This is a genomic window from Vibrio celticus (assembly GCF_024347335.1).
GTDB classification, from domain to species: Bacteria; Pseudomonadota; Gammaproteobacteria; order Enterobacterales; family Vibrionaceae; genus Vibrio; species Vibrio celticus.
The window spans coordinates 1,247,745-1,270,451 of record NZ_AP025464.1; the positions used below are offsets into that span (position 1 = coordinate 1,247,745).

Below are 22,707 nucleotides of genomic sequence, written 5' to 3' on the forward strand. Positions count from 1 at the left end.
AAAGCTCTTGGCTCACTAAGACTGGGCTGAGATAGCTGTTAACTCCGTTAACTTACATATCCCAGAGACGAAACATCGCGATCTTGTTGATCTCTTGAATCGCCGTAGCAAACTCAGTTTCACTATCATTTCCTAATCGCATCTCGAACGACTCAAGAATTTGGTAACGATTGGCTCCCTTCACCGCCATGATAAAAGGGAAATTGAAGCGACTTTTGTAGCTGTTGTTGTAAGAAGTGAATTTTTCAAATTCTTCGGCGTTGCACTGGTCGATGCCCGCCCCCGCTTGTTCTTTGGTCGACGACTCGGTGAGTTCGCCGTTTACTGCTGCTCGACCGGCTAAATCCGGGTGAGCGTTGATCAAAGCCAACTGTTTGCCTTGGTCTGCACTTAACAAGGTCGATGCCATTTTCAGGTGAAGATTCTCGATATGGTCGTCTTCGGCATTCAAACCTTGGTCATACACCACTTCTGCAACCCACGGGCTGTGTTCGTAAACATCAGCAAAGTGAGCGACAAACGTATCGCGGTCCATGGTTGTTGGTTGGCATGATCGAAATTCAGTCACGTTAAGCCTCCTTGCTTCACTGCTACTTTTGCTGTTGATCAATAGCGTTATTTGATTGATATGGATGATGTTGGTGCCAGTGGTTGGCTATATCGATTCGACGACATAACCACACGCTGTCGTGCTGTTTTACGTAATCTAAGAAACGTCTTAATGCAGCAATACGACCGGGGCGACCAATCAGACGACAATGCAACCCAACCGACATCATTTTCGGTGCGGTTTCGCCTTCCATATACAGGGTGTCAAACGTGTCTTTCAGGTATTGGAAGAACTGCTCACCCGAGTTGAAGCCTTGCGCCGTTGAAAAACGCATGTCGTTCACATCGAGTGTGTATGGGATCACCAGTTGTGGATGACCAGTCTCGGTGTGCCAATAAGGCAGGTCATCGTCATAAGCATCGGAGTCGTAAAGAAAGCCGCCTTCTTCTGCTACTAAGCGACGCGTATTCGGCCCAGTTCGACCTGTGTACCAACCTTGTGGGCGTTGACCCGTCACTTGTTGGATGATCTCAATCGCTTTGGTCATGTGGTCGCGCTCTTCAGACTCATCAATGTATTGATAGTCTATCCAGCGATAACCGTGGCTACAGATTTCGTGACCCGCTTCGACCATGGCTTTGGCTACGTCTGGGTGACGCTCAATCGCCATTGCGACCGCAAAGACGGTCAGTGGGATTTCATATTCATCGAACAAGCGAAGAACACGCCATACACCCGCACGGCTACCATATTCATAAATGGATTCCATGCTCATGTGACGTTCGCCTTTGATCGGCAGTGCTGACGGGATCTCTGAAAGAAAAGCTTCAGACTCGTCGTCTCCATGTAACAAACAACGCTCACCGCCCTCTTCATAGTTCAATACAAAAGAAACCGCGACGCGCGCATTACCTGGCCATTGAGGGTTTGGAGGGTTAGCTCCGTAACCGATCAAATTTCTTGAATAATCCTTATTCATCCAAGTACTCCTAACATAAGTGGTTGGCTTAGCCGCTCTTTCATTGGTTCATCAAAATGAATCAATGAATGGATTTTCCAAAAACTGAGCAACCTTACCCCTGTACATTTATTGTATACAATTATTTATCTCAATGTAAAGATTTTGTTATTCAAGTTAATTTTCCTTACTCAAACCATTTAAAAACAATATCTTAACAACACAACCCTCGACCAAAAACCAATACCCCACATCTAAAAAGTCAGAAAAAACGACTAAATGGTTAACATTTTTCCAACAATTCGCTTTACTAATTGTATACAGTTCGTACATAGTTAGTGATAACAAAGTGACCAGTTGCATTCTTTGCAGGGTCGAATTACACAGATAAACCACGGAACAGAGGAGCGCCAAAAGCGCTATTAAAGGACTATGGGAAGACTAACAACACACGTATTAGACACTACTCACGGCTTACCGGGTGCAGAGATCAAGGTAGAGCTTTATAAGGTCAACGAAGACTCAACAGAAAAGCTGGCGACGGTACTCACTAACTCCGATGGCCGAACCGATGCGCCGATTCTGGCAGGAAATGATTTCCGACCGGGGAAATACCAATTGGTGTTTTACGTCGCCGATTACTACAGAAGCAAAGGCGTGGAGCTGGATGGCGTGCCCTTCCTAGATGATGTGGTTATTCGCTTTGGTCTAGATGATCCAGACGCGCACTACCACATTCCTCTTCTCGTCTCGCCTTACAGTTTCTCAACCTATCGGGGCAGTTAGTCCCGTGACCTAGAACTTCGAACTAGGCTCAACCAACAAATCATAAACAAATTCACGTGTACACCCCAAAAGGTGTGCACTCACTAAACACGCTCATATAAAAATACTAACAACGTTATTAGTTAGAAGTTGATGATTAAACAACAGATAACTAAAGAAATAACGGCTAGGAAAAAACCTTAAAACTTAATATTGAAATCTCGCTGTATTCAATAAATGGATCACAACATAAAAGGACTTGCTGACATGAGTGAGAGTAAAACAGAAATACTCAACCAAGATGCGAACAACGGAATTTTAGAGAAGTTTTTTAAAATTAAGGCCCACGGAAGTAGCGTAAAAAATGAGTTAGTCGGTGGTGTCACCACCTTCGCAACCATGGCTTACATCATCTTCGTTAACCCACAAATCATGGCCGCTTCAGGCATGGATTCAGGTGCGGTATTCGTCGCAACCTGTATTGGTGCAGCTATCGGTTGTTTGTTAATGGGGTTATTTGCGAATTGGCCTGTCGGACTTGCGCCGGGCATGGGCTTGAACGCCTTCTTCTCGTTCACAGTAGTAAGCGAAATGGGCTACAGTTGGGAAGTCGCGCTAGGTGCGGTGTTTATCTCCGGTATCTTGTTCGTCGGGATGAGCTTCTACAAAGTCCGCCAATGGATCATTGAAAGTATCCCAGTGAGTCTGCGTTACTCCATGACAGCGGGTGTTGGCTTGTTCTTAGGTCTGATTGGCTTAAAAACAGCAGGTATCGTCGTCGAAAATCCTGCAACTTTGGTGTCACTAGGTGACTTCACTAAACCTGAAGCGCTACTGGCAGCTATCGCTTTCCTTATCATCGCGGTTCTCAGTGAACGCAAAGTGTTTGGTGCGGTGCTAATCGGTATTTTGAGTGTAACTCTGGTCGGCATGATGCTTGGCTTAGTGCATTACAACGGCTTCTTCGCAGCTCCACCAAGCTTAGCGCCTACGTTCCTAAAAATGGACATTATGGGCGCTCTCGATGTTTCAATGATCAGCGTTATCTTGGCTTTCCTTTTTGTAAACATGTTCGATACCGCGGGTACTTTGATGGGCGTGGCCGAGCGTGCAAACCTGACGAACCCAGAAACGGGTAAGATCGAAGGTCTGAGCAAAGCGCTGAAAGCTGACAGTATCTCAAGCGTGGCAGGTGCGTGTGTGGGTTGTCCGCCAGTAACCAGTTACGTAGAAAGTGCAGCGGGCGTTGCAGCAGGCGCACGAACTGGCCTATCGGCAATTGTGGTTGGTGTGTTGTTCTTAGCGGCAATTTTCCTATCACCGTTAGCCGGTATGATCCCAGCTTACGCAACGTCTGGCGCTCTTATTTACGTCGCATTCGTGATGATGAGCAGCATGCAGCACGTCGATTGGAAAGACTTTACCAATGGTGCTCCTGCCGCGATTACCGCACTGATGATGCCACTGACCTTTTCTATCGCGAATGGTATCGCACTGGGTTTCATTACCTACACAGTGCTTAAGTTGGCGACAGGTAAAACCAAAGATGTGTCTATCTCGATGTACTTCCTAGCGGCTATCTTCATCGCCAAGCTAGTGTTCATCGGCTAATCACCAAACGTAACTATCGCTTGGCCTGTTCGCAGGCCGAGCTATCAAGAAACAGGTTACAACAACATTTTTAAGAAAAAGCTAATTGTGCTAATCAGCGGAACGCACAAACACCCGCTCGGTTAGTGCACCTTTTTTATGACCCTACGCAGTTTGTAGAAGTCATTATTTGACCGCCAATCGCCTGTAAACGGAAACACAGGCAGAGGAATATCAAATGAAACTTCTGTACACCCTAAATGAAAGACCTCCTCATGGGCTAACCCTCCTACTCGCACTGCAACACATGCTCGCCTCGATTGGTGGCATCGTCGCTGTTCCCCTTATTGTCGGCGCTTCTATCGGCCTACCTAACACAGAGATCGTCTCGCTGATCAACGCTGCGCTACTGGCATCCGGTATTGTGACCGTCGCTCAATGTCTTGGTTTCGGCCCTGTAGGTATTCGACTGCCCATGGTGATGGGTTCGAGCTTTGCCTTTTTGGGTGTGGCCATTTCAATCGGTAACGAAGGTGGCGTCGCCGCAATCATGGGCTCAGCGCTTATCGGCTCGTTCGTGGTAATTGGTGCCAGCTTCTACATGGACAAGGTTCGGAAACTGTTTCCAACCGTGGTAAGTGGTGTTGTAGTTACCTTAATCGGTTTAACCATTTTACCGGTTGCCATGAATTGGGTCGGAGACTCTCCTGCCAACACGGAACAATTCGCAACCTTACCAAAGCTGTTTCTAGCCCTTGTATCGCTAGGCATCGTGGTCGGCGTATCGGTTTACTGTAAAGGCGCGGTTGCTGCTTCAGCTATCGTGATTGGTTTAGCGGGCGGCTACATTGTGGCGCTATCGCTTGGCATGGTCGACCTTGAGCAAATCAGCTCTGCCGCTTGGGTCGGTGGCCCAGAACCTTTCAAATACGGCTTCACCTTTTCTGCGAGTGCCATCATCAGTATGAGCTTGGTGTACATCGTGGTTATCGCCGAAGCGACCGGTGACTTCATGGCTCTGGGTAACAACGGCCAAACCCAAGTATCCGGTAAAGACTTAAAACGTGGTCTTCTAGGCGATGGCCTTGGCAGTACCTTATCTTCAATTTTAACGGCAATGCCATTGGCGTCGTTCAGTCAAAACGTCGGCATTGTGGGTATCACCGGTGTAGCGAGTCGTTATGTAGTGGCTGCAACCGGTGGTTTGTTGATTTTAGGTGGTTTATTCCCGAAATTAGCCGCCATTGCCGTCACAATACCTAAGCCTGTTTTGGGCGGTGTCGGTTTCGTGATGTTCGGTATGATCGCTTACGCGGGTATCCGCATGTTGATCAAGGCCGCAGACACCAAGCGAAATGCCTTGGTAATCTGTGTCGGTTTAGCGTCAGGTTTAGCTGTAACTTTCGAACCAAGATTGCTGCAACACTTGCCGCATGACCTTGCGAATTTTCTTCACTCTGGCATCACTACCGGTACTATCATGACGGTGCTATTGAACCTTGTTTTACCAAAGTCTTCACGAGCAGAAGAGCAAGAGGCACTGGCCGAAAGCCAAGCGCAAGTTGAGCTAGAAATGAAAGAGCAAGCTGAAGAAGAGTTACAGTCAAACGACCAATTAGAGATTCAGCAAGCAAGTACAGAAGCAGACGTTCAAGTGGCATCAGATAACCCTGAGCCCAAAGCGAACTAACTGGTTCACTGATTAACGTAAAACCGATTTCCGTAGGATCAGGGCTGATTAGAGCATTAAACGTTTTAACGACCCTGATTCGAATTTATCTATCAACAGCAAATACCAAATAAAGACCCTCTTCCCTGAAAAGGCTGAGATGGCTAAGGACTACTATGAATGGAAACCATCTGGATTAAGAATCCTCTCGCAATCTACACTGGCTCACTGGCTGATGCAGAAGGCGGAATTGTCATTAAAGGTAATACAATCATTGAGCTGGTTGGCAAACACAAAGAACCGACCTTACCCGTAGATTACAGCGTCGACGCCTCTCGTCATGTTGTGACCCCAGGGCTTATCAATGCGCACCACCACTTCTATCAAACCCTAACGCGAGCCTACCCCGGCGCACTGAATAAAGAGCTCTTCCATTGGCTACAAAGCCTCTACCCTGTTTGGGCCAACCTCGACTCGGAGATGATGAGCCTAGCTACAGAGCTAGCACTGGTTGAGCTAATGATGTCAGGCTGTACTACTGCATCCGATCACCACTACTTGCTACCTAATGGGCTTGAGCACGCTATTGATTTACAAGTCGAGGCCGCAGAGAAGCTGGGCGTTAGAGCCATATTCACACGTGGTTCAATGAGTCTTGGGGAAGATGAAGGTGGGCTACCTCCACGACACACCATTCAAACCGAACAAACCATCATTGATGACAGCCAACGCTTGATTCGTGATTACCACCAGCGTGATGAAGGGGCGATGATTCAAATCGCACTCGCGCCTTGTTCGCCATTCTCGGTCACCACCGATCTAATGAAAGAGACCGCCAAGATCAGTGAGCGTGAGAACGTAATGATGCACACCCACCTGTGCGAAACCTTAGACGAAGAAGACTTCTGTATTGAGAAGTTTGGCCTGCGCCCTGTCGATTACCTAGAAGATGTCGGCTGGCTGAATGAACGCACTTGGCTTGCTCATGGTATTCACTTCAACCCAGAAGAGATTAAGCGTTTGGGTAAAGCAGGGATAGGTATCAGCCACTGCCCAACTTCCAACATGATGTTGGCTTCCGGTATTTGTAAGAATAATGACCTCGAGGCCGCGGGTGTAAAGGTCGGGCTGGGTGTGGACGGTTCTGCTTCAAACGATGGCTCCAATATGATTGCCGAAGTGCGTATGGCGATGTATCTACAACGTCTGCAATATGGCTCGGCAAACGTATCTCACTTCGACGCACTGCGCTGGGCAACATCAGGCTCCGCACGAGCGATGGGCAGAACCGACATTGGAACGCTAGAGGTCGGTAAACAAGCCGACATCGCGATGTTCAAGCTCGATGATATTCGTTTCTCTGGCAGCCACGATCCACTTGCTGCACTGCTACTTTGTGGTGCTCAACAAGCGGATAAGGTGATGGTAGCCGGAAAATGGCGAGTTAATGATGGTGCCGTTATTGGCGTAGACATGGAACAGTTGATGCACCGCCACCATGCTGCTGCGATGAAGCTCGGTAAGCTGGCGATGAATAACTAGAGTTTCGATATTTTGAACTCACTGAAAACAAAAGGCCGACGTGATGTCGGCCTTTCTTGTTTATTCATTCTATTCGATTTTAGAAACCGATTTACGCTCTAATCCATCAAGCTCTTAGACTTAATCGCCTTCTTAGAAAGCTCTTTGGCAAAGGCTTTGATGTCAGTTTCAAACTCATCGACGCTTTGGCGGATTTCATCCAGTTGAACCGTCTGCATCACTCGGTTTTCCATTACGATTTGGCCGTTAACAATGGTGGTGTCGATGTTGCTTGGGTTCGCTTGGTAAACCAAAGTCGCGTATGGGTCGTAATTAGGCATCATGTTCGCCGATTGTGTCTCTACAATCACGATATCCGCCTTCTTACCCACTTCAAGAGAACCAATTTGATCTTCCATGTGTAGGGCTTTTGCACCACCTAAGGTCGCCATTTCAATAACCTGTTCAGGGATCATAATGGTGCGGTCTGAATGCTTTAAGCGCTGCATATTAGCTGCGTAACTTAGGGTGCGCATGATATCGACTTGGTTTGAGCTCATTGGGCCGTCTGTTCCTAAGCCAATACGCATGTCAGCACGGTACATCTCCCACGCAGGTGCAATGCCTGTCGCTCCTTTGGCGTTCGCCATTGGGTTGTATGAGATACCTGCATCTGCTTGTTTCAATAGCTTTTGGTCATTCTCTGAAAGGTGGATACCGTGAGCAATCACAACACGCTCATCAAGTACGCCGATTTCATCCATGTATTCAACTGGCGATGTCGCTTTGGTTTCGTCTTTGATGCGCTTTTCTTCATTCGGGAATTCAGCAACGTGAATCAACACAGGCACATCGTATTGAGCAGACAGTTTATTGATTTCTTGCAGCTTATCTTTGCTCACTGTGTACACCGCATGTGGTGCATAAGCAGGTGTGATTAACTCATCGTTTTTGTATTGTTCGATAAAACCCTTCGCATAATCAATTCCACCGTAAGGTTCTTTGGCATCGACCACCGGGAACTTAATCACGGTTTCGCCGAGCACGGCGCGTAAGCCGACTTCTTTGGTCGCCTTGGCCATTTCATCCATGTGGTAATACATATCGGCATAAGTGGTTACACCGCTTTGTGCTAATTCGATAGAGCCAAGCTTAGTTGCGTTGTAAATCAGTTCACGGCTTAGCTTTTCGGCTTCTAGAGGGAAGAAGTAAGCGAACAAGCGGTTCGAAATACCCTCTTCCCCTAAGCCACGAAACGCAATCATAGGTAAATGGTTGTGCGCGTTCACCATGCCTGGCATAACGACTCCGTCTTGAGCATCAATCACCTTTTCAGCGCGATATTGAGTGATCAAATCCTCGTTACCAACTGCGATAATCTGGTCGTTTTTCACTACCACAACACCATCTTCAATCACATCCATTTCTGAATTGATGGTGAGAACCTGTCCGTTGGTGATGATCAGATCTGCGTTGTATGTTTGCGTCGCGACCGTTGAACCGCAACCTGCAAGCAGAACTGCGCTGATGGTGCATGCCAAGCTTTTAAGCGTCATTGCTAAACCTTAATGTTGTGCGTGTAATATTGTTAGCGGCTGCATCTATAAGTTTCCAGCTTTTCGCTTTTCAGAAGAGTAAGTGCCGCCAATTTTCGCGATACTATAACCTGTCATTTAAATAAAATGGCATACCTGATCGAACCGAATTCAAGATAAATGGGTTATTGCACAACGGGTCACAAAAAGTGGCTTTACGCTTGTCGTCGCTCACACGCAAAAACAAAAAAGGCCTGCAATCGCAGACCCAAAAAAACGTTCAAATAACGTTAGCTTTTCACACCACAACCTTTAATTACCAACTGTGTGATGAACTCAGCGGCATCTTCATAGTCTTTATCATCGAGCTGGTCTTTCTGCATTACGCTGCAAATCTGCCAACCAAAATCGGCGTAGGTTTGGGTGGCTGCCCAGATGGTGAACATGAGGTGGTGTGCAGGAACGTCATCCATTAAGCCTTGCGCCGACCATGTCGAGAACTTATCAAGAATCATCTGGGATTGCTTATACAGCTCGTCACCAATCTCTTTCGGCAACACTTTCGCACCCGACATCACTTCATTGGCAAATACTTTAGAGGCATGTGGATGGTCACGAGAAATGATCAGCTTGGTTTGAATATACTGAGACAAGGCTTCAACAGGATCGCTGAGTTCTTCAATCGGACGAGACGCTTCTAGTAAGGGCTGAGTGACGGTTTCAAGCACAGCGTTGTAGAGCTTATCTTTGGAGCTGAAATAGTAGAATACGTTGGGTTTGGGAATATCGGCCGCTTTTGCGATATCGGCCATTTTTGTTGCGGCATAACCATGAGTAGCGAATTGTTCACACGCGACTTCGATGATTAAATCTTGATTCTTTTGTCTGATCCTAGACATATTGCATCCTTTACAGCTCGTTACTGAAATCATAGTAATCAACGTGCTTCATTAGTCCAGAAGATAATCTCAGAACTCAAGGTCACCGCATTGATAACAATAAAATGGCCGCTCTATTTGTTAAGAAGCGACCATTCCATACCGTGTTTATGAACTGTTCAAGTTAAAGAATCAATATTGCGCGGAAGTCATTCACATTTGTCAGCGTCGGCCCCGTGGTAAGAAGCACATCGACTTGCTTGAAGAAATCGTAGCTGTTGTTGGCATCGAGGTAGTCTTGCGCTTTAAGCGACAAGCTCGAACCTAGTTGCCATGTTTGTGGGGTAATCCACGCACCCGCATTGTCTTCCACGCCATCAATCCCGTCGGTATCGGCGGCCAATGCAAATATGTTGTCTTGGCCTTTAAGCTCATTATACAAGCTCAATAAGAACTCACAGTTACGCCCACCGCGACCATTGCCTTTAACGGTTACTGTGGTTTCGCCACCGGAAAGTATCACGCAAGGCGTCGCAAATGGGTGCTTGTGATTGGCCACTTGCTTAGCCAACGCTGCGTGAACTTTCGCGACATCTCGCGCTTCCCCCTCTATACAATCACTCAACACATAGGCGGGAATGCCTAAGCCTTCAGCCTCTGCAGCAGCGGATTCCAATGCTGACATCGGGGTGGCGATAATATGGTGTTCGGCGTTTTTCCAGCACTCATCATCCGGCTTTACCGTTTCTGACTCTGGGTTGTTCAACCATTCGAATGCCGAAGGTGGTGTTTCAATTCGATAGCGTTCTAAAATTGCCATCGCATCAAAACGCGTGGTGGTGTCGGGTACGGTTGGGCCCGATGCAATCACACTGATGTCATCGCCCGGCACATCTGAAATCGCCAAAGAGACCACTCTTGCTGGGTAAGCAGCTTTCGCTAATCTCCCACCTTTGATCGAAGATAAATGCTTACGAACGCAGTTAATCTCATCAATAGCGGCGCCCGATTTAAGCAACGCTTTATTGATTTGTTGCTTCTCTGCCAAGCTGATGTCGCCACCGGGTAGACTTAGTAATGCAGAGCCGCCTCCAGACAGTAGGCAAATCACTGTGTCGTCGGCACTCAAGCCACTCACCAATTGCAGCATGCGCTGGCTCACTTCTAAGCCCATCGCATCTGGCACAGGATGCGCTGCTTCAATCACTTCGATATGTTCGCAAGGGGCAGTGTGCTCATAACGAGTCACCACCAAGCCTTCAAGGTCACGCAGTGCAAGGTCTTGTTGTTTCTTTGCCTGCCAAACCTCTTCAAGTTCTGCTGCCATTGACGCGGCTGCTTTTCCTGCTCCTATAACGACAGTTCGCCCAGCTTGGTTAGCAGAGCGATAAAAAATGTCTTGAGGAAGAAAAGGTTCGATGTGATTTTTGGGTAGCGCCTGATTAACAGCACTTGAGAAAAGGGTTTGCAGAAACTGCTTAGCATCAATGTCCATCAGCCACTCCTTAGTTGACGGAGAAAAAAGAATCCCGATACAAGGCCAAAGGGTGCCTGCTAAGATCAAGTTGGAAAGGAACAACTTCAACCTCTGCCTCGTATCAGGAACGCGTATAAAAGGAGACGAAACTACGCGATTTATAAACAAACTGTTGGGCTACGAATCGATAGCAGCCCTAATTAACGGATAATCGGTTGATTGATTAACCACTAAACGGATAAACCGTTAACTAGATTAACGAATCGAGTGGTCAGAGCGTTTCTCTATCGCTTGGATAAGCGCAGAGTGGTCCCAACCTTCGCCGCCCATTTCGGCACACTCGCCAAACAACTCCTGAGCATTAGCCGTATTCGGCAGTGCAACACCTAACTCTTGTGCGCCCGTTAGTGCTAAGTTCAGATCTTTTTGGTGAAGCGAGATTCTAAAGCCAGGGTCAAAGGTGCCTTCAACCATACGCTCACCGTGCACTTCCAATATCTTAGAGTTAGCAAAACCGCCTAGTAGCGCCTGACGAACTCGTGCTGGATCGGCACCGGCTTTTGAAGCAAAAACTAACGCTTCAGACACGGCTTCGATATTCAGAGCAACGATGATCTGGTTAGCCACTTTACACGTTTGACCTGCACCGTTATCACCCACCAGCGTGATGTTCTTACCCATGATTTCAAATAGCGGACGGGCTTTATCAAAGGCGTCTTGCTCACCGCCCACCATGATAGTCAGCGCTGCATTGATAGCGCCCACTTCACCACCTGAAACCGGAGCATCAAGGTATGAAGCGCCGCCTTCGTTGATTCGCGCTGCAATGGCTTTGGTCGCGATTGGTGAGATAGAACTCATATCGATAACCAGTTTTCCAGTTGCGCCGCCCGCCGTTAAGCCTTTCTCAACGCCGCTGTCACCAAACAGGACATCTTCGACTTGAGGGGTATTCGGCACCATTAGGATAATGATATCTGCTGCTTCAGCCGCTTCCGCTGGTGAGTGGCAGACCGTTGCACCCGCTGCCACAAGGTCGGCAGGCGCTGCATTAAAGTGGTCCGACAGAATCAAATCGTGACCTGCTTTTTGAAGGTTACTCGCCATAGGTTTACCCATGATGCCAGTTCCGATAAATGCAATTTTAGACATGTTGTTCTCCTTAACGTTTGAAGGTTACCAGACGCAATTAACGGTACTGGTGCAGCCAACCAAGGCCTTCTGTCGTTGTTGTTTTCGGCTTATATTCGCAGCCAACCCAACCTTGATAGCCAAGTTCATCAAGATAATTGAGCACGAATGGGTAATTGATTTCGCCAGTACCCGGTTCGTGTCGGCCTGGATTATCCGCCAGTTGCACGTGTGCGATTTGGCCAATGTTCTGCTGCATGGTCGGCGTAAGATCGCCTTCCATAATTTGCATGTGATAAATATCGTATTGGATAGAAAGGTTATCGCTCCCAACCTCTTTGATGATCGCTTTGGCTTGCTCTGTGGTGTTTAAGAAGAAGCCCGGAATATCACGGGTATTGATCGCCTCTATCACTAGGCTGATGCCTTCTGCTGCTAGCGCGTTCGCCGCGTAATGCAGGTTAATCACAAACGCCGAGTGCGCATCTTGTTGGGTAACACCTTGCGGAACAATCCCGGCCAAGCAATTCACTTGAGTACAACCGAGCGCTTTTGCGTAAGCGATGGCTTTAGGTACACCCGCTTGAAACTCTTCTACTCGTGCAGGGTCGACCGCGATACCACGGTCGCCAGCGTCCCAATCACCCGCGGGCAGGTTAAATAGCACTTGCTCTAGGTTATTAGCATCGAGCTTGGCTTTGATTGCCTGAGCATCAAAGGCGTAAGGGAAAAGGTATTCCACACCTTGAAAGCCCGCTTCTGCGGCGGCTTCAAAGCGGTCCATAAAATCAACTTCCGTGAATAACATTGACAAGTTTGCTGCAAATTTTGCCATGACTCTGTCCTTATTCTTTATTTTTGAAAATCTGGTTATTTGTAGTAGAGCCTCGCTCTATTGGAGGCTTTTCCGTAGAGCTAAACCTCAACTCTACGGATACACATGACTTAATGATTACTTGTACGCTAGCGCCGTTGGGGCATCGCCACGGCTTTCAGCAAGTGGCTCAAATTCGTTAATAGCGTTGATCTCAACGCCCATCGCTATGTTGGTTACTCGCTCAAGAATCAGCTCAACAACAACAGGTACTTTATGCTTGTTCATCAGCTCTTTTGCTTGCTCAAACGCAGCGGCAATTTGCTCTGGTTCACGAACTCGAATCGCCTTACAGCCTAGGCCTTCAACAACGGCAACATGATCAACACCGTAGCCTTCAAGCTCTGGCGCGTTCTGGTTATCGAACGCTAGTTGTACACAATAGTCGATATCAAATTGGCGCTGTGCTTGGCGAATCAATCCTAAGTACGAGTTGTTCACCAACACATGAATGTATGGCAGGTTGAATTGAGCACCTACCGCCAGTTCTTCGATCATAAATTGGAAATCGTAGTCACCAGAGATAGCAACGATATCGCGATCTGGATCGGCCGCTCGTACACCCAATGCGGCGGGTGTTGTCCAACCCAATGGGCCAGCCTGACCACAGTTGATCCAGTTACGCGGCTTATAAACATGCAGGAACTGGGCGGCAGCAATTTGCGACAAACCAATCGTGCTCACATAACAAGTGTCACGACCAAATGCCTTGTTCATCTCTTCATAAACACGCATCGGTTTCATTGGCGCTTCATCGAAATTGGTTTTACGCAGCATGGTCGATTTGCGTTCCTGACACTCACTTGCCCAAGCATTTCGGTTTGGCAGCTTGCCAGCGTCACGCCACTCTTGCGCCACTTCAACCATCAGCTCTAGCGCTGCTTTCGCATCAGAGACAATACCTAAATCTGGACAGAACACGCGGCCGATTTGGGTCGGTTCAATATCAACGTGAACAAACTTACGACCTTCGGTGTAAACATCCACAGAGCCAGTGTGACGGTTTGCCCAGCGGTTACCGACACCAAACACAAAATCAGAGTTGAGCATGGTTTCGTTACCGTAACGGTGAGACGTTTGTAGCCCCACCATACCTGCCATTAAGTCATGATCATCTGGGATAGAGCCCCAGCCCATTAAGGTTGGGATCACTGGCACACCGGTGATTTCGGCGAACTGTTGTAACAATTCAGATGCGCCAGCATTAATCACGCCACCACCCGATACAATCAGCGGCTTTTCCGATTGAGACATCATGGTTAATGCTTTCTCAACCTGCGCGCGGGTTGCTTGTGGTTTGTAAGGTTCTAGCGGTTCATAGGTATCGATATCAAATTCAATTTCAGCCAGCTGAACATCAATCGGTAGATCAATCAGGATTGGACCCGGGCGACCCGAACGCATCAAATGAAAGGCTTTTTGGAATGCGCGTGGCACTTGTGCAGGTTCCAGCACCGTGGTTGCCCACTTAGTCACTGGTTTAGCGATAGATTCAATGTCGACCGCTTGGAAATCTTCTTTATGAAGACGAGCACGTGGCGCTTGGCCGGTAATGCATAGAATTGGAATCGAATCTGCAGTCGCAGAATAAAGACCCGTGATCATGTCCGTTCCCGCAGGACCAGAAGTACCAATACACACACCTATATTGCCTTGATTAGTGCGCGTGTACCCTTCAGCCATATGGGATGCACCCTCTACGTGACGAGCTAAGACGTGGTCGATTCCTCCGAGCTTTTTCATAGCCGCATACATAGGATTAATTGCTGCGCCGGGAACACCAAATGCGATGTCTACACCTTCACGTTTAAGCACCTCTACCGCTGCTTCAATCGCTTTCATAATTGCCATTCGAACCTCCAGTTCAGATTGTATACAATTAAACTAACTTTTGTGTACTATGAACCATCCTCGCCATTTATCAACCCCAAAATGAAACAATTTAGTTACATACCGCTGCCATTCTGAGTAAGCACCCACCCTTAAAAGCTTACAATTCATTGCTTTACATAAAATATCTTTACGTGAAAATAAATCACAAAAAGATCAAATGATAAATAAATGTTAAACACCCTTTGCTTGTTTACAATTTATGCAATATAAATATCCTTAAAAAGAGCATTTTGTATACAAAATGACATCGTATTGTTCAAAGGAGACAACAATGATGAATGACGTAAAAGAGAGAGAAGAAGTACAGTGTATGCAGGTACTCGGGAATATGGACAACTCCGAGTACAAAGAGATCTTGTCTAAAGATGCATTAAAATTCTTAGAAGCTCTCGTCAATAAGTTTGGAGATCGCCGTCATGCCCTGCTAAGTGACCGCGACACAAAACAAGCTCAGTATGACGAGGGAGAGCTACCCAATTTCAGAAAAGACACCATTTCCATTCGTCAGAATAAAGAGTGGAAGGTGGCAACGCCTCCACCAGAACTGCTTGATCGCCGCGTAGAGATCACCGGGCCTATCGAAAGAAAGATGGTGATCAACGCGCTAAACTCAGGCGCGAAAGTCTTCATGTGCTGCTTTGAAGATGCGTCTTCTCCTACTTGGGCCAATATGGTCGAAGGGCAAATCAACCTAAGAGATGCCAACCTTGGCACCATTAGTTACTTCGATGAAAAGAAGCAGAAGCGTTACCAATTAAACGACGATCCTGCACTGCTTATCGCACGCCCACGAGGGATCCACCTTCCTGAGCAATCCATCCAATTCAACAATCAGCCTATCGGCGGTTGCTTGATGGACTTCGCCTTGTACTTTTTCCACAACTATCAATCACGTGCACAACAAGGTTTAGGGGTTTACTACTACATTCCAAAACTTGAAAGCATGGAAGAAGCACAATGGTGGGACGATATTTTCAGCTTCACCGAAAACTATTTCCAAGTACCCAAAAGCACCATTCGCGCGACAGTATTGATCGAAACGCTACCAGCCGTGTTCCAGATGGAAGAGATCTTGTACGCAATGCGTGATCATATCGTGGCGATGAACTGTGGTCGTTGGGATTACATCTTCAGCTACATCAAAACGCTGAAGAACCATAAAGACCGCATCCTGCCTGACCGCCATGGGATCGGTATGGATCAAGAGTTCCTAAATGCCTACAGCCAGTTGTTAGTGCGTACTTGTCATGCTCGTGGCGCACTGGCGATGGGTGGTATGTCAGCCTTTATTCCAGCGAAAGACCCGCAAGAAATGGCGCGAGTGACGGCCAAAGTCATTGAAGACAAACAGAGAGAATCTCAAAACGGACACGATGGCACTTGGGTCGCACACCCGGCACTGGTTGATTTAGCGATGTCGATCTTCGATAAGCACCTCGATGGCAAAGTAAACCAAATGGATTTCCAAAGCCCAGAACATGTGATCAACGCCGACACTCTACTCAAGCCTTGTGAGGGCAGTCGCGACGAAGCAGGAGTACGTAAAAATATACGCATCGCGCTGTATTACATCGAAGCTTGGATCCAAGGCTACGGTTGTGTACCTATCTACGGCCTTATGGAAGATGCGGCGACCGCAGAGATCTCGAGAGCCAATATCTGGCAGTGGATCCACCACGGGGTAACGCTCGATGATGGCCAAACCTTTACCAAATCACTATTCCACTCTTGGCTTTACCAAGAGCTAGACACCATAAAACATGAAGTCGGAGACTCGCGCTATGCAGCAGGTCGATTTGAAGAGACAGCTGATCTTTTCTATCAACTTTCTACAGCCGAAGAGTTCGCCGCCTTCCTAACTTTACCCAGCTATGGGCTGTTACAAGAGTCCAGTTAGGACTCTTGTACCGAACTGAATCAGTCAATGATGCTCACCAACAAGAGTCATGATTGGCTGACTTAGCTTGGTACACGGCCCCTTGAAAAACTAGGAGATAACATGGGAAGTTTGACTCTACAACAAGCGTTAACCATCATTGATGGCACCTTACAAGCAGGAAACAAGATCCACACTGAGCCTTTGACGGTCGCCGTCTTAGACAGCGGTGGCAAGCTGATTTCTTTGCAACGTCAAGACGGCTCTAGCATGATGCGACCAGATATCGCGATCGCTAAAGCGTGGGGAGCACTCGCACTGGGTTGTTCCTCTAGAAAACTCGCCCAAGATGCTGACAACCGTCCAGCATTCATCTCCGCCGTAAACGTGCTGGCACACGGAAACATGGTACCAGTTCCAGGGGGGCTACTGATTCGAGATAAGGATAAAACGGTACTTGGTGCAATTGGGGTCAGCGGTGATATCTCAGACATCGACGAAAGCTGCGCCATCAACGGCATTGGCTGCGCAGAACTCTTTAGTGACGAGATGCTCCAAGCTTAACTCGTCAATTCGCTGTACTTGAAGTTCTTAAACAAGAACAAAAAAACCGAAGCGATTAGGCTTCGGTTTTTTATTGAATCTAAAGGAAGATCAGCAAGACTACTCGTACGCACTCAACCATGTTTTCAGAAGTTGGTTGGTGTTCTTCTTCTGACTCGCAGACAATGATTTAACCAGTTTTTTCTGCGTTTCGACATGCTCTGTCATCATTTGGTCAATCAGAATAAGACCATCTTTGGTTAGCTGAACACTCACGCTACGTCTATCTTCTTTGCTGTGTTCACGGCTGATCAGCCCTTTGGCTTCTAGCTTATCAAGGCGATTGGTCATCGCACCAGATGTCAGCATCATCGACCCAATCAGTTCTGATGGCGTCAGTCGGTAAGGCTTTCCAGAACGTCGCAACGTCGCCAGCACATCAAACTCACCCAGCTTCATGTCGTACTTTTTATGAAGCTCGGCAACTTGCGTCTCCATATACTTGGCAATACGCATAATCCGACCCATCATTGCCATAGGCTCAGTTTCTAGTTCGGGCTTTTCCTTTGCCCATTGCTCTACTACGCGGTCGATAGCATCCATTTGCAATCTCGCTCCGTTGTTAGTCTGATTACTTCAAACTAGTTTAACATAAAGATACTTTACAACCACTAGTTCTCAGTATACAGTTCACACAATAGTTATCTTAACGTAAAGATATTTCAGATGAACATATTATTAGCAATGATCCCCGCGTTCTTTTGGGGAACAACCTATGCAGTGACGCAATTTACGCTACAGGAGTGGCCACCATTATTATTGGGTGCTTTGCGTGCGTTACCTGCTGGTTTGTTATTGCTAGCAGTAAAACCAACACTGCCTAAAAAAGGCGAGTGGCAAATCATTTTCACACTGGGCCTTATCAATATCGCGACCTTCTTTGGCTTGATCTTCGTGATGGCGCTAACGCTGCCTTCGGCGATCTCTGGCGTGGGTATGATCTCTGTGCCGGTGTTCGCGATGATCTTCCACTGGGTAGTGAAAAAGCAGCGCCCGCATTTGATTCAAGCTTTGTCTGGTATTGGCTTGATCACCTTAGCGTGGATATTATTCAACCCAAGTCAGATCGCTTTGAATCCAATCGGTTTAGGCGCAATGTTCGCCGCAATCATGTGTATTGTCATCGGCAGCAGCATTACCAAATCACTGGGTAATCGCATGCATTGGTGGAAGGTATTAACGTGGCAGCTGATTTTGGGTGGTACGATTTTGTCTGTCGCGTCTGGCGTTCATGCATTCATCGATCCGCAGCCTTATATTAACGCTGTCACTCATTTCGATACTCGCAATGCGATGGGCTTGGTTTGGGTTATTGGGCTAAACACAGCGCTGGGTTACGGCATGTATGTGTGGTTGCTACAGCGTATGTCGGTGGTTGATTTCACCTTTGGTGGCATCGCAAACCCAGTAGCTGGCATCGTGACCGGTATGGTGTTGATGGGTGAATCATTCACTGCAGTACAATACTCACTAATGACCGGCATGATAGTGATGTCACTGCTGCCACAACTTATTCTGGCAGTAAGACAGTCCAAACAAGTCAAGCCTGTTACGCAGTAGATACCGTCTATTAAACGTATTGATCAAAAACGCGCCTCATTTTGGGCGCGTTTTTGTTGCTACGCTGAAGCAATAACCTAACAGCCATACTCGCCGAATTGATCATTTCTTGAACTAAATTAAACCTCACAAAGAATAATGACTTTACTTAAGCTATCTAAAGTGAATTTACTTTCTATAAAATAATTATATTAGAGATTTTATTCCTACAAAAAACTCAAATTATAGATAAAAAGGCAAAACTTTTCTCCGACTACCTTTCTATACTGTGCCACGTCATTAAGGCGCTACAAGCCTATGATTTAAAATAATTATTAATGAGTAGTCACCATGAATTCGAAGTCGCTAACTATCTTGCTTTTTGTCTCTGTTTGCTTAATTTGGGGAACCACTTGGTTCGCTATGGAAGTAGCATTGCATTCTATTCCACCTATTTTTGCTACTGCGTTTCGCTTTTTACTTGCAGCCCCTCTGCTTGCGGTATTGGCGAAAGTCTTCAACCAACCACTGCTGTTCCCTAAAGGTAAGCGCCAATGGCTGCTTATTGTGGCACTGATGTATTTTGCTATTCCGTTCACTTTGATGATCTATGGTGAGCAATACATCTCTTCTGGTCTAGCGTCGATCATCTTCGCCAACATGCCCGTAGCAGTAATGCTGATGTCGGGTTTATTCTTAGGTCTACGATTAGCGAAACATCAAATCTTTGGTTTGGTCACAGCTGTTGTGAGCCTATGTTTAATCCTTGGCAATGAAATGCAAATGGGTGGTGATGACTACCTTATTGGCACGGTTTGCTTAGGCCTTGCTGTTGCGATTCACGCTGTTATGTATGTGCTGGTTCAAAAGCACTGCAAAGGTATTGAAGTACTGACCTACAACGCCGTACCAAGCTTAATTGCAGCTCTATTCTTATTTGCTGTATCAGCTATAGGTGAAAACGTGAATATTGAATCTTTCACTTGGGACTCAATCTCTGCTGTGGTTTACCTAGGCTTTGTGGCGAGTGTTGGCGGCATTGTTGCTTACTTTAAATTAGGTCAGGTTTCGACACCTTTCCAAGCATCTATCTGCTTCCTAATTTTCCCTGTGGTTGCACTACTGATCTCTTGTTACATCAATGGTGAGGTTCTATCTGAACAGTCTCTTGTAATGATGATTCCTCTACTTTGCGGCATCCTGCTAACCAAAGCACCAAAGGGAATCTTCAAGCTACGCTCTTCTTTGAAAACAGCAAGTAACAACTAAGCTAATAATCTGTCGATCTAACCCTAGGGCTCGCTATGAGTCTCTAGGGTTTTATTTAGTTACGACCCCGACTTAAAATTCTCTCTCACGTCCTCCTCATATACTTCAACCAGTTCCAATGCGCCGCAGGTTCACTGCTCATATCAAATAGCCAATAACGCAGCAATCGAATGACTTAAAAGTCACTATCGACTACATTAGAAACGTCGAAAACAACCGACTCTAGTCTTAACTGCACAGCCTACCTTCAACCAAGGAATGTCATGAGAACTCCCATCAAACACATGCGCCTCATCAAAGGTCAGCCTTGTAGGGTTGAGGAACTGACTAACAGCGACGACGCGTTCTTAGAACCGCACATACATGAATACTGGGAGTTGGTGTGGTGCGTGGATAGCTTAGGTAGTCAGAGCATTGATTTTGTAGACTACGATAACAAGGTCGGCCGTATTTTTACCATTGCTCCGGGTCAGGTTCACCGATCTGAACTAGTGGGAGAAAGCGCTCGTTTACTGGTGTTTACCCCAGGCTTTGTCAAAACCAACCATCGCAACACACAACTGGTCGACACCGTTTTTGCCATGCATCAAAGTCGCCCTCCCTACTTAGATTGCAGTGAAGAAGGCAACCGCTACCTACTGCCTATTTTCACTATGATTAAAGAAGAATGTGCACGAGAAGAGAGCGACTGGGATTTGGTAGAATCCCTCATGAATAGCTTTTTGCGCTACATATTACGCTTCTCAACCCAATCATCATTGAAAGGCGAAGTGCGCGACAGCCGAGTAAACCAAGTGGTCGATTTGATTGAGCAACACTACACTACCCACAAACATTGTGAGTTTTATGCGCAAGCGCTATCGATAACTAACAAGCGCATCAATGAGATCGTGAAGGCTGAACGAGGTAAGACGGTCACCCAATTAATCCACGATCGAATCATCTTGGAAGCGAACCGAGAATTGATTTTTTCGACCAAGACAATTAAAACCATCGCCTTTGAACTTGGCTTCGAAGACCCCGCCTATTTCAGCCGTTTTTACCGTGGCCAGATGAAGGAGTCGCCAGCAGAGTTTCGAACTCGATGTGCAGATAGTGCAACATAACACGCAGATCATCCCTTTTTAGAGCCCAGTTAAGTTCGGATAATGCTCCCTCTTTATTTCATCCAATTTGGTTAAATCCAATTTGTTGGGAGCTTACTCCAATGGCCATCAACCTAAAAACCGATCCGATCTCAAAATCCTTTTATCAGTACCTTTGGCCCGCACTAACTGGCATGGTGATCAAGTCTCTTTTCATCATGGGAGATGCATGGTTCGTCGGACGCGGTGTTAGCCCAGATGGGCTTGGTGCTATCGCGCTAACCATTCCTGCTTTCTCTATATTTACCGCTATCGCGATGATGGTGGGTATTGGCGGCGCGGCTCTTATGTCTATTGAAGTCGGCAAAGGCAATTCGGCGTCGGGCCAAACTCTCTTTAGCCAATCGATGCTGAGTACCGCCGTACTTAGCACCATTTCAGTCAGCATCGCTCTGTATTTTCTGGACGACATTATTGCGTTAATGGGCGCTTCTGGATACATGGCTGAACTGACTCACGATTACCTGTCTGTGATGCTGCCATTCTTTGTGTTGTACTCATTAGCTTGGGTCATGTCGTGCTTTGTTCGTAACGATACCAACCCAAAACTGGCCACTTACGCAATGTCGATAGGTGCCGTGGTCAACCTAGTTTTGGACTACTTCTTCGTCTTGAAATGGGGCTGGGGAATGAAAGGGGCAGCCTACGGTACAGCCATTGCACAAGGTGTCATCGCTTGTATTTTATTAAGCCACTTTGTACGTAAACAAGGCACCTTGGAACTGAGCTTAAAAGGGATTGGTTTTAACAAACTGCCAAGCATTCTAAAAATAGGTACGCCGACCTTCTTCATTGAAGTGACCGCAGCGATGACAATCTTATTGTTCAACTACGTGTTGCTGCATCAGTTTGGTGAGAATCACATTATCGCCTACGGCTTAACCGCAAACATCGGGGTATTTGCGTTGTTTGTAATGGTCGGAATCGCTCAAGCCTGCCAGCCAATCATCAGCTTTAATCATGGTGCTAATCAGCCAAACCGCATCGAAGCAATTTTTCGCTTAGGTTTAAAAAGTGCAATGGGTAGCGGCTTGGTGTTTATGATTATTGTGTACCTGTGTGCGCCTCAAATCGCAGCCCTCTATTTAGGTGATTCGAGTGATTTGATAGGGCTATCTGCAACCGCCTTAACGTTCTTTTTCTTTGCTGTACCACTAATGGGAGTCAACTTGGTGATCGCCAACTTGTTTCAGGCAACGGCGAAGCCTAAGCAAGCGACACTAATCTCTCTTGGTCGTGGTTTTGTCTTCGTCGCATTAGGCATCGTCATCTTACCTAAGCTATTCCCAGAGCAAGGGATTTGGGCAAGTATTCTGTTAGCCGAGACCCTAACCGCGATAGTCAGCCTCAGCATGTTACGCAGCTACAGGAAACGCTTTACAGGCTCTTTAGAAAAACAGGTGGCCTAGGAAGTAATCCGTTTAAAGATATTGC

Annotated in this window: 19 protein-coding genes; 10 read left to right on the top strand and 9 right to left on the bottom strand. The window is 46.9% G+C overall.

All coding sequences use genetic code 11. From position 1 onward, the window contains the following. Positions 1 to 52: 52 nt before the first annotated feature. Positions 53 to 568 carry a 2-oxo-4-hydroxy-4-carboxy-5-ureidoimidazoline decarboxylase gene (uraD, locus tag OCV19_RS21545; protein ID WP_017067791.1) on the bottom strand — a complete coding sequence of 172 codons (516 nt, stop codon included), beginning with the start codon at positions 566 to 568 and terminating at the stop codon, positions 53 to 55. 22 nt (positions 569 to 590) lie between these two features. Further along, the gene (puuE, locus tag OCV19_RS21550; protein ID WP_065676296.1) at positions 591 to 1,529 is read right to left on the bottom strand and encodes an allantoinase PuuE; all 939 of its coding nucleotides are present in this window, start codon (positions 1,527 to 1,529) and stop codon (positions 591 to 593) included. A gap of 411 nt (positions 1,530 to 1,940) precedes the next feature. Here puuE and uraH point away from each other — a divergent pair, with 411 nt between their 5' ends. The 4 genes from uraH (at position 1,941) to OCV19_RS21570 (ending at position 7,074) form a co-directional block, all read left to right on the top strand. After that, the gene (gene uraH, locus OCV19_RS21555; protein WP_065676297.1) at positions 1,941 to 2,294 is read left to right on the top strand and encodes a hydroxyisourate hydrolase; all 354 of its coding nucleotides are present in this window, start codon (positions 1,941 to 1,943) and stop codon (positions 2,292 to 2,294) included. Between the two features lie 246 nt (positions 2,295 to 2,540). Next, positions 2,541 to 3,884, top strand: coding sequence for an NCS2 family permease (locus OCV19_RS21560; protein WP_048611821.1), 1,344 nt, complete (start codon positions 2,541 to 2,543; stop codon positions 3,882 to 3,884). A 217-nt stretch (positions 3,885 to 4,101) separates the two neighbouring features. After that, on the top strand, positions 4,102 to 5,553 hold the full coding sequence (locus OCV19_RS21565; protein WP_065676298.1) for a nucleobase:cation symporter-2 family protein: 1,452 nt from the start codon (positions 4,102 to 4,104) through the stop codon (positions 5,551 to 5,553). Between the two features lie 159 nt (positions 5,554 to 5,712). Further along, the gene (locus OCV19_RS21570; RefSeq protein ID WP_059018107.1) at positions 5,713 to 7,074 is read left to right on the top strand and encodes an 8-oxoguanine deaminase; all 1,362 of its coding nucleotides are present in this window, start codon (positions 5,713 to 5,715) and stop codon (positions 7,072 to 7,074) included. Between the two features lie 98 nt (positions 7,075 to 7,172). Here OCV19_RS21570 and OCV19_RS21575 read toward each other — a convergent pair whose 3' ends face one another. From OCV19_RS21575 to gcl, 6 genes are all read right to left on the bottom strand, one after another. Then, positions 7,173 to 8,609, bottom strand: a complete 1,437-nt coding sequence (locus OCV19_RS21575; RefSeq protein WP_065676299.1) for an amidohydrolase — start codon at positions 8,607 to 8,609, stop codon at positions 7,173 to 7,175. 269 nt (positions 8,610 to 8,878) lie between these two features. After that, a complete protein-coding gene (locus OCV19_RS21580) occupies positions 8,879 to 9,487 on the bottom strand; it encodes a TetR/AcrR family transcriptional regulator (protein WP_019826185.1) in 609 nt (202 codons plus the stop codon). 163 nt (positions 9,488 to 9,650) lie between these two features. Further along, positions 9,651 to 10,961: a glycerate kinase type-2 family protein gene (locus tag OCV19_RS21585; protein WP_065676300.1), complete on the bottom strand. Its 1,311-nt coding sequence runs from the start codon at positions 10,959 to 10,961 to the stop codon at positions 9,651 to 9,653. 237 nt (positions 10,962 to 11,198) lie between these two features. Continuing rightward, a complete protein-coding gene (locus OCV19_RS21590; RefSeq protein WP_065676301.1) occupies positions 11,199 to 12,095 on the bottom strand; it encodes a 2-hydroxy-3-oxopropionate reductase in 897 nt (298 codons plus the stop codon). A 37-nt stretch (positions 12,096 to 12,132) separates the two neighbouring features. Continuing rightward, positions 12,133 to 12,909 carry a hydroxypyruvate isomerase gene (hyi, locus tag OCV19_RS21595; RefSeq protein ID WP_065676302.1) on the bottom strand — a complete coding sequence of 259 codons (777 nt, stop codon included), beginning with the start codon at positions 12,907 to 12,909 and terminating at the stop codon, positions 12,133 to 12,135. A 117-nt stretch (positions 12,910 to 13,026) separates the two neighbouring features. After that, entirely contained in the window at positions 13,027 to 14,799 is a 1,773-nt protein-coding gene (gene gcl / locus OCV19_RS21600; RefSeq protein WP_017071975.1) for a glyoxylate carboligase, read from the bottom strand. Between the two features lie 313 nt (positions 14,800 to 15,112). Between gcl and aceB the strand changes: the two genes are divergently transcribed. Beyond that, positions 15,113 to 16,738, top strand: coding sequence for a malate synthase A (aceB, locus tag OCV19_RS21605; protein WP_065676303.1), 1,626 nt, complete (start codon positions 15,113 to 15,115; stop codon positions 16,736 to 16,738). Between the two features lie 102 nt (positions 16,739 to 16,840). Beyond that, complete coding sequence (locus OCV19_RS21610) at positions 16,841 to 17,281, top strand: GlcG/HbpS family heme-binding protein (RefSeq protein ID WP_004732837.1); 441 nt, start codon at positions 16,841 to 16,843, stop codon at positions 17,279 to 17,281. Between the two features lie 99 nt (positions 17,282 to 17,380). Here the strand turns inward: OCV19_RS21610 and OCV19_RS21615 are convergent, their stop codons facing one another. After that, positions 17,381 to 17,863, bottom strand: a complete 483-nt coding sequence (locus tag OCV19_RS21615; protein WP_010432677.1) for a MarR family winged helix-turn-helix transcriptional regulator — start codon at positions 17,861 to 17,863, stop codon at positions 17,381 to 17,383. Between the two features lie 123 nt (positions 17,864 to 17,986). Here OCV19_RS21615 and OCV19_RS21620 point away from each other — a divergent pair, with 123 nt between their 5' ends. The 4 genes from OCV19_RS21620 (at position 17,987) to OCV19_RS21635 (ending at position 22,682) form a co-directional block, all read left to right on the top strand. Then, entirely contained in the window at positions 17,987 to 18,880 is an 894-nt protein-coding gene (locus tag OCV19_RS21620) for a DMT family transporter (protein WP_017067653.1), read from the top strand. Positions 18,881 to 19,210: 330 nt separating this feature from the next. Next, positions 19,211 to 20,128 (top strand): DMT family transporter, encoded by a 918-nt coding sequence (locus OCV19_RS21625; RefSeq protein ID WP_065676304.1) that lies wholly within the window; start codon positions 19,211 to 19,213, stop codon positions 20,126 to 20,128. Between the two features lie 263 nt (positions 20,129 to 20,391). Next, positions 20,392 to 21,234 carry a helix-turn-helix domain-containing protein gene (locus OCV19_RS21630; RefSeq protein ID WP_065676305.1) on the top strand — a complete coding sequence of 281 codons (843 nt, stop codon included), beginning with the start codon at positions 20,392 to 20,394 and terminating at the stop codon, positions 21,232 to 21,234. A 101-nt stretch (positions 21,235 to 21,335) separates the two neighbouring features. Then, the gene (locus OCV19_RS21635; protein ID WP_065676306.1) at positions 21,336 to 22,682 is read left to right on the top strand and encodes an MATE family efflux transporter; all 1,347 of its coding nucleotides are present in this window, start codon (positions 21,336 to 21,338) and stop codon (positions 22,680 to 22,682) included. The last annotated feature ends 25 nt before the right edge of the window (positions 22,683 to 22,707 follow it).